Raw genomic sequence first — 15,369 nt, 5'->3', positions numbered from 1 at the left:
CATGAAGAAGATCATTCACAGCCTTGCGCCCTGGGCGTTGCCAGTCTTGCTCTTGGCGGTGTGGCAGTTGTCGGTGTCGGCGGGCTGGTTGTCGACGCGGATTCTGCCGGCGCCCATTGCCGTGATCGAAGCCGGTGTGAACCTGGTGCGCAGCGGCGAAATCTGGACGCACCTGGCAATCAGCGGCTGGCGCGCGGCGCTGGGTTTCGCCATCGGCGGCGGCATCGGGCTGACCCTGGGTTTTATCACCGGCCTGTCGAAGTGGGGCGAACGCCTGCTCGACAGCTCGGTGCAGATGATCCGCAACGTGCCGCACCTGGCGTTGATTCCACTGGTGATCCTGTGGTTCGGCATCGACGAGTCGGCGAAGATTTTCCTGGTAGCGCTGGGCACCTTGTTCCCGATCTACCTCAACACTTATCACGGCATCCGCAACGTCGATCCGGCGTTGGTGGAAATGTCGCGCAGCTATGGTCTGTCCGGCTTCAGCCTGTTCCGCCAGGTGATCCTGCCGGGGGCGCTGCCCTCGATCCTGGTCGGTGTGCGTTTTGCCCTGGGTTTCATGTGGCTGACGCTGATCGTCGCGGAAACCATTTCCGCCAGTTCCGGCATCGGCTACCTGGCGATGAACGCCCGGGAGTTCCTGCAGACCGACGTGGTGGTGCTGGCGATTCTGCTCTACGCGGTGCTCGGCAAACTGGCCGACCTCGCCGCCCGTGGACTTGAACGTGTGTGGCTGCGCTGGCATCCGGCTTATCAGGTCGTCAAGGGAGGTGCCGCATGACTGCTCAACAACCTCCACGCCTGCTGCGCGGAATTCCGCTGGCGGTGCGCAAGCTGCAAAAAACCTTCGGCTCGCGGCAGGTGCTGCGTGAGATCGACCTGCACATTCCGGCGGGTCAGTTCGTCGCGGTGGTCGGTCGCAGTGGCTGTGGCAAAAGCACCTTGCTGCGTTTGCTCGCGGGCCTCGACAAGCCTACCGGTGGTGAATTGCTGGCCGGCTCCGCGCCGCTGAGTGAGGCGCGGGAAGACACTCGCTTGATGTTCCAGGAAGCGCGTCTGTTGCCGTGGAAAAAGATCATCGACAACGTCGGCCTGGGACTCACGGGCAACTGGCGGCCAAAGGCGCTGGAAGCGCTGGAAGCGGTCGGCCTGGCGGATCGCGCCAACGAGTGGCCGGCGGCCCTGTCCGGTGGGCAGAAGCAACGGGTGGCGTTGGCTCGCGCATTGATCCACCAACCGCGCTTGCTGCTGCTCGACGAACCTTTGGGCGCCCTGGATGCGCTTACGCGAATCGAGATGCAGCAGCTGATCGAGCGGCTCTGGCAACAGCACGGCTTCACCGTGTTGCTGGTGACCCACGACGTCAGTGAAGCGGTGGCAATTGCCGATCGGGTGATCCTGATCGAAGACGGCGAAGTGGGCCTGGACCTGCACGTGGAACTGCCGCGCCCTCGGGTTCGCGGCTCCCATCGGCTGGCGGCGCTGGAAACCCAAGTGCTCAACCGCGTGCTGTCCCTGCCTGGCCAACCGCCGGAACCGGAACCTGTTTCACCCTTGCCTACGCAGTTGCGTTGGGCTCAATAACTCAAGCCTCAATCAACGACAGGAATCAATATCATGACTATCAAGGCCATCAACGTACGCAACCAGTTCAAAGGCTCGATCAAGGAAATCGTTCTGGGCGATGTGCTGTCGGAAATCGACGTGCAGACCGCTTCCGGGATCGTCACGTCGGTAATCACCACCCGTTCGGTGAAAGAGCTGGAGCTGGCGGTGGGCAGCGAAGTGATCGCGTTCGTGAAATCCACCGAGGTGTCGATCGCCAAGTTGTGATCGCCAGTGTTTTTAAAGTCAAAAGATCGCAGCCTGCGGCAGCTCCTACAGGGGAACGGATTCCTCTGTAGGAGCTGCCGCAGGCTGCGATCTTTTAAAGCGCAACGCGCTTGGGCAGGTAAGGCGGCAAATACAGCCCCAGGTAAGCATCGAACACCCGCATCCCTTCCTCAGCCATGCGCGGCGTGATCTGCCCATGCTGCTGCACCGAGCGCGCATACACCCGGTCACCGAGCTCCATGGCCAGGGCAAACACATCAACATCGTTCGGCAGCTTCGGCAGCTCGAAGTGGTGGTCGAATAGTTTGTGCATCAGGTCGCCCAGTTCGATGTCGTGCTGGCGGTCGGCCTGGGTCACTTCGGTCAGGCCGTGTTGGGCGAGGATGAGTTGGCGGGCGGCGGCGTCTTCGCTGTAGATCTCGAGCATGCGTTGCTCCACCAGTCGCGACAGGTCACGCCAGCCGCTCAAGGCGCCATGGTCGATGGGTGCTTGCAGGCAGGCGCGGAAGGCCGCGTGGACGTCAGCGGTCAGCGCTTCGAGCAGGGACGGGACGCTGGCGAAGAAGTGGTAGACGGAGGAGGGCGGGATCTGCGCGCGTTCGGCGACACTGTAGATCGACAGACTGGCCACGCCCTCGGCGGCCAGCAGCGTGCGGGCGGCGTCGAGTATCGAATCGATCCGGGCCTGGCTGCGGGCGCGGGGTTTGCGAGCGGTGGCGGTGCGCGTCATTGGAGTCTCCTGCGGGGCAGGGGGCATTGTACGAGCAGGCTTCTATGTTGTCTGCCCGGACGCCTTCGCGAGCAAGCCCGCTCCCACACTTGAACTGTGTACGCAGGACAAATGTGGGAGCGGGCTTGCTCGCGAAGCAGGCGACTCGGTGCAACTGAAATTACCCATAAAAAAACGCCGCAGGCTTTGCGGCCGACGGCGTTTCTTTTCACTGCAACCACTTAAACGGTATGCAGGTACCAGTTGTACTCAAGGTCGGAGATGGAGTGTTCAAACTCCTCCAGCTCACTTTCCTTACAGGCCACGAAGATATCGATGTATTTCGGATCGATGTACTTGGCCATGACCTCGCTGTCGTCCAGCTCGCGCAACGCATCGCGCAGGTTGTTCGGCAGGCTCTGCTCGTTCTGCTCGTAGCTGTTGCCTTCCACCGGTGCGTTCGGCTCGATCTTGTTGACCAGGCCGTGGTGCACGCCCGCCAGGACCGAAGCCATCAGCAGGTACGGGTTGGCATCGGCGCCGGCCACACGGTGTTCGATACGCACGGCATCGGCGGAGCCGGTGGGTACGCGAATCGCCACGGTGCGGTTGTCCAGGCCCCAGCACGGGGAGTTCGGCACATAGAACTGCGCGCCGAATCGACGGTAGGAGTTGACGTTCGGGCAGAGGAAAGCCATCTGCGCCGGTAGGGTCTCGAGCACACCGCCGATCGCGTGACGCAGCGCGGCGTTCTGCTCGGGATCCTCACTGGCAAAAATATTCTTGCCGTCCTTGTCGAGAATCGAAATGTGCACATGCAGACCGTTGCCCGCCTGGCCCGGGTAAGGCTTGGCCATGAAGGTGGTGTCCATTTCATGGTCGTAGGCGATGTTCTTGATCAGGCGCTTTAGCAGTACGGCGTAGTCGCAAGCCTTGATCGGGTCGGCCACGTGGTGCAGGTTCACTTCGAACTGCGCCGGGGCACTTTCCTTGACGATGGCGTCGGCCGGGATGCCTTGCTCTTTCGCACCTTCCAGGATGTCCTGGAGGCAGTCGACGTATTCGTCGAGGTCGTCGATCAGGTAGACCTGTGTCGAGTGCGGGCGTTTGCCGGAAATCGGCGAGCGCGGCGGTTGCGGACGACCGTTCACGTTCTCCTGGTCGATCAGGTAGAACTCCAGTTCGAACGCGGCGCAGATGGTCAGGCCCATTTCATCGAACTTGGTCACGACTTGTCGCAGGACTTCCCGCGGGTCGGCGAAGAAAGGATCACCTTCGAGTTCGTGCATGGTCATCAACAGTTGCGCGGTGGGGCGCTTCTGCCATGGCTCGTTGCACAGGGTATCGGGGATTGGATAGCAGATTCGATCGGCGTCGCCGATGTCCAGGCCTAGGCCGGTGCTTTCCACCGTAGAGCCGTTGATATCCAGAGCAAATAGAGAGGCCGGCAGGTTGATGCCTTTCTCGTAAACCTTGTGGAGACTGGTGCGTTCGATGCGCTTGCCGCGCACCACACCATTCATATCCGCAATCAGAAGGTCAACGTACAGAACCTCAGGATGTTCCTTAAGGAACGCGTTCGCTTCGTTAAGCTGAACGGCACGCGGGGGTACCGACATGATGCAACACCTTTGTTGTTAAAAATATCAATCATTGATCTTTTCGGATTCCAGTCAACCCGAACGGCTTGCCGAAGTCAAGCGAGGCCTTTTTTGCCCTAAAAAAGCGCTCGTGTGGCTTTTTTTGGGCGCTTTGGGGCGTTTTTATAGCCCTTGGCCGTTTAACCCCCGCAAGCTTGAGCGGGCCGTGTTGTATTTTTTACGGGGGTGTTGTGTAAAAAAATGAACAAGGCTAAGCTCGAATCAAACCCATAACAGCAATAATACCGGGGTGCTTCATGTCTCGCCTGCCGATAATCGGCGTCACCGCCTGCTCTTCGCAGATCGGTCTGTATGCTTATCACAGCAGTGGCGACACCTGCGTCAGCGCCGTGGCCGCAGCGGCTCCGGACCTGTCGGTGATCTTCCCGTCCCTGGCGGATCGACCGACCCCGTCCGATATTCTGGACGGTCTCGACGGCACACCCATTACGGTTACTCCATTCAATATAGAACCGATTCACAATAGCGGCTCGGCCTTCGTGCAGGGCACCGCTCGCGATTCTGCACGCCTGTCATGCGCAGAAGTACACACAAGCACGATAGCCTGGCGCAAACTTGCATTTCAACGCGACGCCGATGCGTCAACTACTGCCTGACTCCCAAGAGTCAGGAAACTCAAAGCCTAGAGGCATTTATGAGTAACAACCTCGACCAGCTCACCGATTGGTTGAAAGACCACAAGATCACAGAAGTCGAATGCATGATCGCCGACTTGACCGGGATCACCCGGGGCAAGATCTCGCCGACCAACAAATTCATCGCCGAAAAGGGCATGCGCCTGCCCGAGAGCGTTCTGCTGCAGACCGTGACCGGCGACTATGTCGAAGATGACATCTATTACGAGCTGCTCGACCCGGCCGACATCGACATGATTTGCCGTCCCGACCAGAACGCGGTGTTCCTGGTGCCATGGGCCATCGAACCGACCGCCCAGGTGATCCACGACACCTACGACAAGCAGGGCAACCCGATCGAGCTGTCGCCGCGCAACGTGCTCAAGAAGGTCCTCAAGCTCTATGCCGACCGGGGCTGGCAGCCAATCGTGGCGCCGGAGATGGAGTTCTACCTGACCAAGCGCAGTGACGACCCGGATTATCCGTTGCAGCCACCGGTCGGCCGTTCCGGTCGCCCGGAAATCGGTCGCCAGTCGTTCTCCATCGAGGCGGCGAACGAGTTCGATCCGCTGTTCGAGGACGTCTATGACTGGTGCGAACTGCAGGAACTGGACCTCGACACGCTGATCCACGAGGACGGCACGGCACAGATGGAGATCAACTTCCGTCACGGCGATGCCCTGTCCCTGGCCGACCAGATCCTGGTGTTCAAGCGCACCATGCGCGAGGCCGCACTCAAGCACAACGTGGCCGCGACCTTCATGGCCAAGCCGATGACCGGCGAGCCTGGCAGCGCCATGCACCTGCACCAGAGCATCATCGACATGGAGACCGGCAAGAACATCTTCTCCAATGAAGACGGGACCATGAGCCAGCTGTTCCTCAACCACATCGGTGGTTTGCAGAAGCTGATTCCCGAGCTGTTGCCGCTGTTCGCCCCCAACGTCAACTCGTTCCGCCGCTTCCTGCCGGACACCTCGGCGCCGGTGAACGTGGAGTGGGGCGAAGAGAACCGCACCGTGGGCCTGCGGGTGCCGGATGCCGGGCCACAGAACCGTCGCGTGGAAAACCGCCTGCCGGGCGCCGATGCCAACCCGTACCTGGCCATTGCCGCGAGCTTGCTGTGCGGCTACATCGGCATGGTCGAGGGCCTGAACCCGAGCGCGCCGGTGGTGGGCCGTGGTTATGAGCGCCGCAACCTGCGCCTGCCACTGACCATCGAAGACGCGCTCGAGCGCATGGAAAACAGCGCAACCATCGAGCGTTACCTAGGCAAGAATTTCATCACTGGCTACGTCGCGGTCAAGCGGGCCGAGCATGAAAACTTCAAGCGCGTCATCAGTTCGTGGGAACGGGAATTCCTGCTTTTTGCCGTCTGATGCGCCGGGCGCCGCCGTTGTCGGGTGGCGCTCTCACCTGGATTTTTTAGGAGATTGGTATGACCAGCAACAATCCGCAAACCCGTGAATGGCAAACCCTGAGCAATGATCACCACCTGGCTCCGTTCAGCGACTTCAAGCAGCTGAAGGAGAAAGGCCCGCGGATCATCACCAATGCCAAGGGCGTCTACCTGTGGGACAGCGAAGGCAACAAGATCCTCGACGGCATGGCCGGCCTGTGGTGCGTGGCCATCGGTTACGGTCGCGATGAACTGGCCGATGCCGCCAGCAAGCAGATGCGCGAACTGCCGTACTACAACCTGTTCTTCCAGACCGCCCACCCGCCGGTACTGGAGCTGGCCAAGGCCATCGCCGATGTCGCGCCAGAAGGCATGAACCACGTGTTCTTCACCGGTTCCGGCTCTGAAGGCAACGACACCATGCTGCGCATGGTTCGTCACTACTGGGCGATCAAGGGCCAGCCGAAGAAGAAAGTCATCATCAGCCGCAAGAACGGTTATCACGGTTCCACCGTGGCCGGCGCGAGCCTGGGTGGCATGACCTACATGCACGAACAGGGCGACTTGCCGATTCCGGGCATCGTCCACATCGCCCAGCCGTACTGGTTCGCCGAAGGCGGCGACATGACCCCTGAAGAGTTCGGGATCTGGGCGGCCAACCAGCTGGAAGAGAAAATCCTCGAAGTCGGCGTGGACAATGTCGGCGCCTTTATTGCCGAGCCGATCCAGGGCGCTGGCGGTGTGATCATTCCGCCAGACAGCTACTGGCCACGCATCAAGGAAATTCTCGCCAAGTACGACATCCTGTTCGTGGCCGACGAAGTGATCTGCGGTTTCGGCCGTACCGGCGAGTGGTTTGGCAGCGATTTCTACGACCTCAAGCCAGACATGATGACCATCGCCAAGGGCCTGACCTCCGGCTACATCCCCATGGGTGGCCTGATCGTGCGGGACGAAGTGGTGGACGTGCTCAACGAAGGTGGCGACTTCAACCACGGCTTCACCTATTCCGGTCACCCGGTGGCGGCGGCAGTGGCGCTGGAAAACATCCGCATCATGCGCGATGAAAAAATTATCGAGCGCGTCCACGCTGAAACGGCACCGTATTTGCAGAAACGTTTGCGTGAACTCAACGATCATCCTCTGGTAGGGGAAGTTCGTGGGGTCGGTCTGCTGGGGGCGATCGAACTGGTTCAGGACAAGGCCACTCGCAAGCGCTACGAAGGCAAAGGCGTCGGCATGATCTGCCGGCAGTTCTGCTTCGATAACGGGCTGATCATGCGTGCCGTGGGCGACACCATGATCATCGCGCCACCGCTGGTGATTACGCCTGCGGAAATCGATGAGTTGGTGACCAAGGCGCGCAAGTGCCTGGACCTGACCCTGAGTGCGTTGCAGGCCTAAGTGCTAGGCTCTGGGCGCAAGGCATGAAACTTTCGCCCGGAGCCGTGAGAAAGGCTGGCCTTTCCTTGAAAGACCGCCTCGGATCTTGCCAGACTAGCCGCGGTTCCAGTTGTCCGGGTTCGGCCGCTGAACAAAGTGGTTCAAAAAAGAAAAATTTGGAGCATTACGCATGAAGGCATTAGGAAAAAAGCTTGCTGGCAAGACCCTCCTCGCCATGTCCCTGATGGGCTTGATGGCGGGCGCGGTTCAGGCGGATGACAAAGTTCTGCACGTGTATAACTGGTCCGATTACATCGCTCCGGACACCATTAAAAAGTTTGAAGACGAGTCGGGTATCAAAGTCGTCTACGACGTGTTCGACAGTAACGAAACACTCGAGGCCAAGTTGCTGGCAGGCAAGTCCGGTTACGACATCGTCGTACCGTCGAACAACTTCCTGGCCAAGCAGATCAAGGCCGGCGTTTACCAGAAGCTGGACAAGTCCAAGCTGCCCAACTGGAAAAACCTGAACACTGACCTGCTCAAAGCCGTGTCGGTCAGCGACCCGGGCAACGAACACGCGTTCCCGTACATGTGGGGTTCGATCGGTATCGGCTTCAACGCCGAGAAGGTCAAGGCTGCGCTGGGTGCCGACGCACCGACCAATTCCTGGGATCTGCTGTTCAAACCTGAAAACGCCGCCAAGTTGAAGTCGTGCGGTATCAGTTTCCTCGACTCGCCAACCGAGATGATTCCGGTGGCGTTGCACTACCTCGGCTATCCAACCGACAGCCAGGACAAGAAACAACTGGCCGAAGCTGAAGCGCTGTTCCTGAAAATCCGTCCTTCGGTAGGCTACTTCCACTCGTCCAAGTACATCTCCGACCTGGCCAACGGCAACATCTGCGTGGCCGTGGGTTACTCGGGTGACATCTACCAGGCCAAGTCCCGCGCGGCTGAAGCCGGTGACAAGGTGAAAGTCAGCTACAACATTCCGAAAGAAGGTGCAGGCAGCTTCTACGACATGGTCGCCATCCCTAAAGATGCCGAAAACGTCGAAGGCGCCTACAAGTTCATGACCTTCCTGCAGAAGCCGGAAATCATGGCGGAAATCACCAACGCCGTACGCTTCCCGAACGGTAACGCGGCCGCTACGCCATTGGTTGATAAAGAAATCACTGCCGACCCGGGCATCTACCCGCCGGCGGATGTATTGGCCAAGCTGTACGCGATTGCCGACCTGCCGGCCGCGACCCAGCGGATCATGACCCGCAGCTGGACCAAGATCAAATCCGGTAAATAAGGAGTAAGTAAAACCTCTGTAGGAGCGAGCTTGCTCGCGAAAAAAATCGCAACGCCGCGGGGTGTCAGGCACCCAGCGTTATCGTTGACGACCATCGCGAGCAAGCTCGCTCCTACAAGGGTCTTCATAAAGTTTGCTGGAACGGTTTTTCGAGGGTAAGTTGCGCGCCGGTTTAGTTGCCAGGCAGCCATGGCTGTCATGTAACACGGGGCAACTTGAGCCCAACTCATTTTAGAGGACCTCCACTTGCCTATTTTTTCTTTGTTGCGCAATGCCATGTTGATCGGCGCCGGACTGACACTCGCTGCCAGTGTCCAGGCTGCCGGTACCGTGCATATTTATAACTGGTCGGATTACATCGGCGAGACCACCCTGGCCGACTTCCAGAAAGCCACCGGAATCAAACCGGTGTATGACGTATTCGATTCCAACGAAACCCTGGAAGGCAAGTTGCTGGCCGGGCGCACCGGTTACGACGTGGTAGTGCCGTCCAACCACTTCCTCGGCAAGCAGATCAAGGCCGGGGCATTCCAGAAGCTCGACAAGTCGCAGTTGCCGGATTATTCGAACCTCGACCCGGTGCTGCTAAAGCGCCTGGAGCAAAACGATCCGGGTAACCTGTACGCCGTGCCGTACCTGTGGGGCACCAACGGCATCGGTTACAACCCCGAAAAGATCAAGGCTGCGCTGGGCGTCGACAAGATCGATTCCTGGGCCGCGGTTTTCGAGCCGGAGAACATCAAGAAGCTGCAAAGCTGCGGCGTGGCGTTCCTCGATTCCGCCGACGAAATGATGCCCACGGTCCTCAACTACCTGGGCCTGGATCCCAACAGCACCAACCCCGAAGACTACAAGAAGGCTGAAGCCAAGTTGCTGGCGGTGCGGCCTTACGTGACCTACTTCCACTCCTCCAAATACATCGCGGACCTGGCCAACGGCGATATCTGCGTGGCGATCGGTTTCTCCGGCGACATGTTCCAGGCCCGCAACCGCGCGGCCGAAGCCAAGAAAGGCGTGGACATCGTCTACTCGATTCCCAAGGAAGGCGGCGCGCTGTGGTTCGACATGCTGGCGATTCCCAAGGACGCCGCCAACGTCAAGGAAGCCCACGCGTTCATCAACTATCTGTTGAAACCTGAGGTGATCGCTCAAGTCAGTGACTATGTCGGCTACGCCAACCCTAACCCGGCGTCGGACAAACTGATGGAACAGTCGATTCGCACCGACGAATCGGTTTATCCACCGCAATCGGTCCTCGACAAGACCTACGTGTCCATCGAACTGCCGCCAAACATTCAACGTTTGATGACCCGCAGCTGGACCAAGGTCAAGTCGGGCAAATAGCTTCAAGGCTCAAACTATCCAAGGTTGGCTCACCTTGAGCGAACTGCACTCTTTTTTTCTGGGAGTTTCGTAAATGGCTGTTGCCTCCGGCGCCTATAAGAAAGCCCTCGAGGGCGACCAGTCACCTAAACAGGTGCTGGTCAAAATCGACCGGGTCACGAAGAAGTTCGACGAGACGATTGCCGTGGACGATGTGTCCCTGGAAATCAAGAAAGGCGAGATCTTCGCCTTGCTCGGCGGTTCGGGATCGGGCAAATCCACTTTGCTGCGCATGCTCGCCGGCTTCGAACGACCGACTGAGGGGCGCATCTTCCTCGATGGCGTAGACATCACGGACATGCCGCCGTACGAGCGGCCGATCAACATGATGTTCCAGTCCTACGCCCTGTTCCCGCACATGACCGTGGCGCAGAACATCGCCTTCGGCCTCAAGCAGGACAAGCTGCCATCTGCGGAAATCGATGCCCGCGTGGCCGACATGCTCAAGCTGGTGCAAATGAGCCAGTACGCCAAGCGCAAGCCGCATCAGTTGTCCGGCGGCCAGCGCCAGCGTGTGGCCCTGGCCCGTTCCCTGGCCAAGCGTCCGAAGCTGCTGTTGCTCGACGAACCGATGGGCGCGCTGGATAAAAAACTGCGTTCGCAAATGCAGCTGGAGCTGGTGGAGATCATCGAGCGCGTCGGCGTAACCTGCGTCATGGTGACCCACGACCAGGAAGAGGCCATGACCATGGCCGAGCGCATCGCGATCATGCACCTGGGCTGGATCGCCCAGATCGGCAGCCCGATCGACATCTACGAAACCCCGACCAGCCGCCTGGTCTGCGAATTCATCGGCAACGTCAACATCTTCGACGGTGAAGTGATCGACGATGCCGAGGGCCACGCGATCATCACCTGCAAGGACCTCGACCGGAAGATCTACGTCGGCCACGGCATCAGCACCTCGGTGCAGGACAAGGCCGTGACCTACGCGATCCGTCCGGAAAAACTGCTCGTCACCCCGACCATGCCGACCTGCGAATACAACTGGTCCAGCGGCAAGGTCCATGACATCGCCTACCTGGGCGGTCACTCGGTGTTCTACGTCGAGCTGCCGAGCGGCAAGATCGTCCAGTCGTTCGTCGCCAACGCCGAGCGCCGTGGCCAGCGGCCAACCTGGGGTGACCAGGTCTACGTGTACTGGGAAGACGATAGCGGCGTGGTACTTCGCTCATGAACATGCGCAAATTCAAACGCCGCCTCAATCGAATAATTCCCGGTGGCCGCCAGTTGGTCATCGGGGTTCCCTTCATCTGGCTGTTCCTGTTCTTCATGTTGCCGTTCTTCATCGTCCTGAAGATCAGCTTCGCCGAAGCCGACGTGGCCATTCCGCCGTACACCGAGATCTACAGCTACGCCGAACAGAAACTGCAGGTGCTGCTGAACCTGGGCAACTACGCGATGCTCGGCGACGACGAGTTGTACATCGCCGCCTACCTCGGCTCGTTGAAGATGGCGCTGATCAGCACCATCCTCTGCCTGCTGATCGGCTACCCGATGGCCTACGCCATCGCCAGTGCCCGCAAAGAGCTGCAAACGGTGCTGGTGCTGCTGATCATGATGCCGACCTGGACCGCGATCCTGATCCGCGTGTATGCGTGGATGGGCATCCTCAGCAACAACGGCCTGCTCAACGGCTTCCTGATGACCATGGGCTGGATCGACGAGCCGCTGCAGATCCTCAACACCAACCTCGCGGTCTACATTGGTGTCGTTTATTCCTATCTGCCGTTCATGATCCTGCCGCTGTACGCCAACCTGGTGAAGCACGACAACAGCCTGCTGGAAGCCGCGTCCGACCTCGGTTCGAGCACCTTCAACAGCTTCTGGAAGATCACCATTCCGCTGTCCAAGAACGGCATCATCGCCGGCTGCATGCTGGTGTTCATCCCGGTCGTGGGTGAGTTCGTGATCCCGGAACTGCTCGGCGGTCCGGAGACCCTGATGATCGGTAAAGTGCTCTGGCAAGAGTTCTTCAACAACCGTGACTGGCCGGTGGCGTCCGCCCTGGCGGTGGTGATGCTGGCGATCCTGATCGTGCCGATCATCCTGTTCAACCGTAGCCAAGCCAAAGAGATGGAGGGCAAGGAATGAAGCGCTTCCGTTTCTCGAGTTTCATGCTGGTAGCGGGATTGCTGTTCATCTACGCGCCGATGCTGATCCTGGTGATCTACTCGTTCAACGCCTCGAAACTGGTGACGGTGTGGGGCGGCTGGTCGATCAAGTGGTACGTCGGCCTGATGGACAACACCCAACTGATGGGCTCGGTGCTGCGCTCGCTGGAAATCGCCTGCTACACGGCGATTGCGGCGGTGGCGCTGGGTACGCTGGCGGCCTTCGTGCTGACCCGGATCACCCACTTCAAGGGTCGCACCCTGTTCGGTGGCCTGGTCACCGCGCCGCTGGTAATGCCCGAAGTGATCACCGGTCTGTCGCTGTTGCTGCTGTTCGTGGCCATGGCGCAGATGATTGGCTGGCCACAGGAACGTGGCATCGTCACCATCTGGATCGCCCACACCACGTTCTGTGCGGCGTATGTGGCGGTGGTGGTGTCGGCGCGCTTGCGTGAGCTGGACCTGTCCATCGAAGAAGCAGCGATGGACCTGGGTGCACGGCCGTGGAAGGTGTTCTTCCTGATCACCATCCCGATGATCGCGCCATCCTTGGGTGCCGGCGGCATGATGTCGTTTGCCCTGTCGCTGGATGACCTGGTGCTGGCGAGCTTCGTGTCGGGCCCGGGTTCCACCACCTTGCCGATGGAAGTGTTCTCGGCGGTACGCCTGGGTGTGAAACCTGAAATCAACGCCGTGGCCAGTCTGATTCTGCTGGCGGTGTCGCTGATGACCTTCCTGGTCTGGTTCTTCAGCCGTCGCGCCGAAGAAGCGCGCAAGCGTGCGATCCAGCAAGCCATCGAAGAAAGCGCCGCCGATTCGTGGAAGCAACCGGACGTGCGTCGCGCGCAGCCGGAAGCGGCGTAAGTCTCGACCGGTTGGCCGCAGAATCATGGTCAACCGGGATCTCATGTGGGAGCGGGCTTGCTCGCGAAAGCGGTGTGTCAGTCGACATCTCTATTGACTGACACGACCCCTTCGCGAGCAAGCCCGCTCCCACAGGTTTATTTGGCGTTCACGCTACCCAAGGGGATTTGCGGATGACCTCAACGAAGTTCATCGGCTTGAACCCCGGCTCCTGATCCATCAATACATCGGTCTTCACATTGCCAAACGTGGTCTGCGGACGATGGCGCAAGCCGTCGGCAAAGGCGCAGATGATGCACTTCTTGAACCCCTCACCCCGTGGATGCGCATGCACCACCGCTTCACGCTGCACGGTGGAAAACGCCGCGTAGTCCATGCCCAGCACGTCCATTTCAACACCAGCGGTTACCAGCGCCACGTTTGGCCGCAGGTGTTGCGGCACGCCCGGCGTGGTGTGCAGGGCGATCGACAGCCAGACCTGCTCGATGTCGTCATCGCTGAACCCGTAGGGCTTGAGAAACGCGGCCGCCGCATTGGCGCCGTCGACTTCGAAGCGCTCGTTGTCGCTGCGATAACCTTCCACCAGGCCCAGGTCATGGAACATCGCGCCCACGTACAAAAGCTCCGGGTTGTAGGCCAGTTGCTTGCGCTCGCCGCTCAGCGCACCGAACAGGAACACCCGGCGCGAGTGGTGGTAGAGCAGGTCGGATTCGATGTCGCGGATGTATTCGGTGGTGGCGTTGGCCAAGGCGCTGTCGGGGATCTTGATGCCGGCGATGGTGGTGCTCATGGGCTTTTCCTCAAGGTAGACGCCGAAGCGGCGCTGAGGGTTAAAGTCTGTTCGCGGCCGGCAAACGGGACAATCGACCCATGGCTGCGATCCTTGCCAATGAGCATGCATATCGCGCCAACCTCGCTTGTTGAGCGTGGTTTGGCTAGGGTGGCGTGTGATCTCTTTCAATTTTGAAGGTGTATTTGAACCATGCAGAAAACCGTCGCCATCGTGGTCTTCGCCGGCGTCCAGGCGCTGGACGTCACCGGCCCCATGGATGTGTTTTCCGAAGCCAACCGCTTCCTCGCCCCCGAGGATCACTACCTGCTCGAGGTCATTGGCGTGGAACGCGGGGTGATGGCGTGCTCCAACGGTTTGGCGTTGAACGCCCACCGGCATTTCAGCGAAGCGCTGGCGTCCTATGACCTGCTGCTGGTGGCCGGCGGACCGCAATTGCCCTTCATGTCCTTCGGCACTGCGTTCGATGCCTGGCTGCGCGATGCCTGCGCGCGGGCGCAGCGTTTTGGCTCGATCTGCAACGGTGCGTTCATGCTTGCCCGGGCGGGATTGCTGGAAGGGCGGACGGTGACCACCCATTGGGGCGATGCCGCTGCGTTGGCTGAGTTGTGTCCGACGACTCAGGTCGAAGCCGATCGGCTTTACGTCCAGGACGGCGAGCTGTTCACCTCGGCCGGGGTGACGGCCGGGATCGATCTGTCGCTGTATCTGCTGGGGCGCGATCACGGGCCGGACGTGGCCTTGAGCGTGGCAAAACGATTGGTAGTGTTCACCCAGCGCTCGGGTGGGCAATCACAGTTCAGCCCGTTCCTTACGCCTCACGCTGAGCCGACCTCCGCCGTGGCGATGGTTCAGCATTACGTGTTGGCGAACCTGACAGGCGACCTGACCATCGCCGACCTGGCCAATGCCGCCAACATGAGTGCCCGCAACTTTTCCCGGGTGTTTGCCAAGGAAGCGAAAATCACCCCGGCCGAGTTTGTCGAGCGGGCGCGGGTGGATGCGGCGCGGGTGCTGCTGGAAAGCACCCTGGCGCCGCTCAAGACCGTGGCCTATCAGTGCGGATTCCGCGATGCCCAGCACATGCGCAGCGTGTTCAACCGCAGGCTGGGGGTGACACCGCAGCAGTTCAGGCAGAATTTTGCGGCGGTGGTTTGAGGTATGAATTTGTGTGTTCTTGAGGACGCCTTCGCGAGCAAGCCCGCTTGTATGTTTAGACTTGTAGGGGTGGTGGGACTAAAAGCCAGCATCTGACTCTAGCCAGTACAGACCGTGGGAGACTTCGCCCCACCCCTTCACCAAAGCGCCGATAA

The 15,369-nt window shown here is 59.9% G+C and carries 14 protein-coding genes and 1 pseudogene; 12 read left to right on the top strand and 3 right to left on the bottom strand.

The features are described 5' to 3' along the window. Position 1: 1 nt before the first annotated feature. Genes ssuC through SOP85_RS00070 form a run of 3 tightly spaced genes read left to right on the top strand, consistent with a single transcriptional unit; the run spans position 2 to position 1,836 of the window. Positions 2–784 carry an aliphatic sulfonate ABC transporter permease SsuC gene (gene ssuC / locus SOP85_RS00080; RefSeq protein ID WP_274073629.1) on the top strand — a complete coding sequence of 261 codons (783 nt, stop codon included), beginning with the start codon at positions 2–4 and terminating at the stop codon, positions 782–784. Further along, positions 781–1,587, top strand: coding sequence for an aliphatic sulfonates ABC transporter ATP-binding protein (gene ssuB / locus SOP85_RS00075; RefSeq protein ID WP_274073628.1), 807 nt, complete (start codon positions 781–783; stop codon positions 1,585–1,587). The genes ssuC and ssuB overlap by 4 nt, the downstream gene beginning before the upstream one ends. Before the next feature lie 33 nt (positions 1,588–1,620). After that, positions 1,621–1,836 carry a TOBE domain-containing protein gene (locus SOP85_RS00070; protein WP_007967989.1) on the top strand — a complete coding sequence of 72 codons (216 nt, stop codon included), beginning with the start codon at positions 1,621–1,623 and terminating at the stop codon, positions 1,834–1,836. Positions 1,837–1,930: 94 nt separating this feature from the next. Here SOP85_RS00070 and SOP85_RS00065 read toward each other — a convergent pair whose 3' ends face one another. Both SOP85_RS00065 and SOP85_RS00060 read right to left on the bottom strand, forming a co-directional pair. Continuing rightward, the gene (locus SOP85_RS00065; RefSeq protein WP_323625683.1) at positions 1,931–2,566 is read right to left on the bottom strand and encodes a TetR/AcrR family transcriptional regulator; all 636 of its coding nucleotides are present in this window, start codon (positions 2,564–2,566) and stop codon (positions 1,931–1,933) included. Between the two features lie 221 nt (positions 2,567–2,787). After that, positions 2,788–4,164: a glutamine synthetase family protein gene (locus SOP85_RS00060; RefSeq protein ID WP_274073626.1), complete on the bottom strand. Its 1,377-nt coding sequence runs from the start codon at positions 4,162–4,164 to the stop codon at positions 2,788–2,790. A 278-nt stretch (positions 4,165–4,442) separates the two neighbouring features. Between SOP85_RS00060 and SOP85_RS00055 the strand changes: the two are divergent. The 8 genes and pseudogenes from SOP85_RS00055 to SOP85_RS00015 all read left to right on the top strand — a co-directional run. Then, positions 4,443–4,715 (top strand): annotated as a pseudogene (locus tag SOP85_RS00055) (gamma-glutamyl-gamma-aminobutyrate hydrolase family protein); the annotation flags it as partial. A gap of 125 nt (positions 4,716–4,840) precedes the next feature. Further along, positions 4,841–6,199 (top strand): glutamine synthetase family protein, encoded by a 1,359-nt coding sequence (locus tag SOP85_RS00050; RefSeq protein ID WP_274073625.1) that lies wholly within the window; start codon positions 4,841–4,843, stop codon positions 6,197–6,199. A gap of 59 nt (positions 6,200–6,258) precedes the next feature. Next, positions 6,259–7,623: an aspartate aminotransferase family protein gene (locus SOP85_RS00045; protein ID WP_274073624.1), complete on the top strand. Its 1,365-nt coding sequence runs from the start codon at positions 6,259–6,261 to the stop codon at positions 7,621–7,623. Between the two features lie 169 nt (positions 7,624–7,792). Continuing rightward, positions 7,793–8,905 (top strand): polyamine ABC transporter substrate-binding protein, encoded by a 1,113-nt coding sequence (locus SOP85_RS00040; protein ID WP_323625682.1) that lies wholly within the window; start codon positions 7,793–7,795, stop codon positions 8,903–8,905. A gap of 246 nt (positions 8,906–9,151) precedes the next feature. After that, positions 9,152–10,249, top strand: coding sequence for a polyamine ABC transporter substrate-binding protein (locus SOP85_RS00030; protein WP_274073622.1), 1,098 nt, complete (start codon positions 9,152–9,154; stop codon positions 10,247–10,249). Positions 10,250–10,322: 73 nt separating this feature from the next. Continuing rightward, positions 10,323–11,465 (top strand): ABC transporter ATP-binding protein, encoded by a 1,143-nt coding sequence (locus SOP85_RS00025; RefSeq protein ID WP_274073621.1) that lies wholly within the window; start codon positions 10,323–10,325, stop codon positions 11,463–11,465. A gap of 35 nt (positions 11,466–11,500) precedes the next feature. Then, positions 11,501–12,382: an ABC transporter permease subunit gene (locus tag SOP85_RS00020; RefSeq protein ID WP_274073867.1), complete on the top strand. Its 882-nt coding sequence runs from the start codon at positions 11,501–11,503 to the stop codon at positions 12,380–12,382. After that, positions 12,379–13,266: an ABC transporter permease subunit gene (locus SOP85_RS00015; RefSeq protein WP_323607225.1), complete on the top strand. Its 888-nt coding sequence runs from the start codon at positions 12,379–12,381 to the stop codon at positions 13,264–13,266. The genes SOP85_RS00020 and SOP85_RS00015 overlap by 4 nt, the downstream gene beginning before the upstream one ends. 148 nt (positions 13,267–13,414) lie before the next feature. Here the strand turns inward: SOP85_RS00015 and SOP85_RS00010 are convergent, their stop codons facing one another. Then, positions 13,415–14,056, bottom strand: a complete 642-nt coding sequence (locus SOP85_RS00010; protein ID WP_323625681.1) for an HD domain-containing protein — start codon at positions 14,054–14,056, stop codon at positions 13,415–13,417. Between the two features lie 192 nt (positions 14,057–14,248). Between SOP85_RS00010 and SOP85_RS00005 the strand changes: the two genes are divergently transcribed. Continuing rightward, the gene (locus SOP85_RS00005; protein WP_323625679.1) at positions 14,249–15,214 is read left to right on the top strand and encodes a GlxA family transcriptional regulator; all 966 of its coding nucleotides are present in this window, start codon (positions 14,249–14,251) and stop codon (positions 15,212–15,214) included. Positions 15,215–15,369: the final 155 nt, after the last annotated feature.

The organism is Pseudomonas sp. YuFO20, assembly GCF_035064975.1.
Lineage (GTDB): Bacteria > Pseudomonadota > Gammaproteobacteria > Pseudomonadales > Pseudomonadaceae > Aquipseudomonas > Aquipseudomonas putida_AE.
Note: the sequence above shows the minus strand (reverse complement) of the source record. Positions and strands in the feature narration are given on the sequence as shown.

Bases quoted from the DNA above. Each gene is read 5' to 3' on its own strand.
- ssuC (WP_274073629.1), top strand. From the start codon at position 2: ATGAAGAAGATCATTCACAGCCTTGCGCCCTGGGCGTTGCCAGTCTTG.
- ssuB (WP_274073628.1), top strand. From the start codon at position 781: ATGACTGCTCAACAACCTCCACGCCTGCTGCGCGGAATTCCGCTGGCG.
- SOP85_RS00070 (WP_007967989.1), top strand. From the start codon at position 1,621: ATGACTATCAAGGCCATCAACGTACGCAACCAGTTCAAAGGCTCGATC.
- SOP85_RS00065 (WP_323625683.1), bottom strand. From the start codon at position 2,566: ATGACGCGCACCGCCACCGCTCGCAAACCCCGCGCCCGCAGCCAGGCC.
- SOP85_RS00060 (WP_274073626.1), bottom strand. From the start codon at position 4,164: ATGTCGGTACCCCCGCGTGCCGTTCAGCTTAACGAAGCGAACGCGTTC.
- SOP85_RS00050 (WP_274073625.1), top strand. From the start codon at position 4,841: ATGAGTAACAACCTCGACCAGCTCACCGATTGGTTGAAAGACCACAAG.
- SOP85_RS00045 (WP_274073624.1), top strand. From the start codon at position 6,259: ATGACCAGCAACAATCCGCAAACCCGTGAATGGCAAACCCTGAGCAAT.
- SOP85_RS00040 (WP_323625682.1), top strand. From the start codon at position 7,793: ATGAAGGCATTAGGAAAAAAGCTTGCTGGCAAGACCCTCCTCGCCATG.
- SOP85_RS00025 (WP_274073621.1), top strand. From the start codon at position 10,323: ATGGCTGTTGCCTCCGGCGCCTATAAGAAAGCCCTCGAGGGCGACCAG.
- SOP85_RS00015 (WP_323607225.1), top strand. From the start codon at position 12,379: ATGAAGCGCTTCCGTTTCTCGAGTTTCATGCTGGTAGCGGGATTGCTG.
- SOP85_RS00010 (WP_323625681.1), bottom strand. From the start codon at position 14,056: ATGAGCACCACCATCGCCGGCATCAAGATCCCCGACAGCGCCTTGGCC.
- SOP85_RS00005 (WP_323625679.1), top strand. From the start codon at position 14,249: ATGCAGAAAACCGTCGCCATCGTGGTCTTCGCCGGCGTCCAGGCGCTG.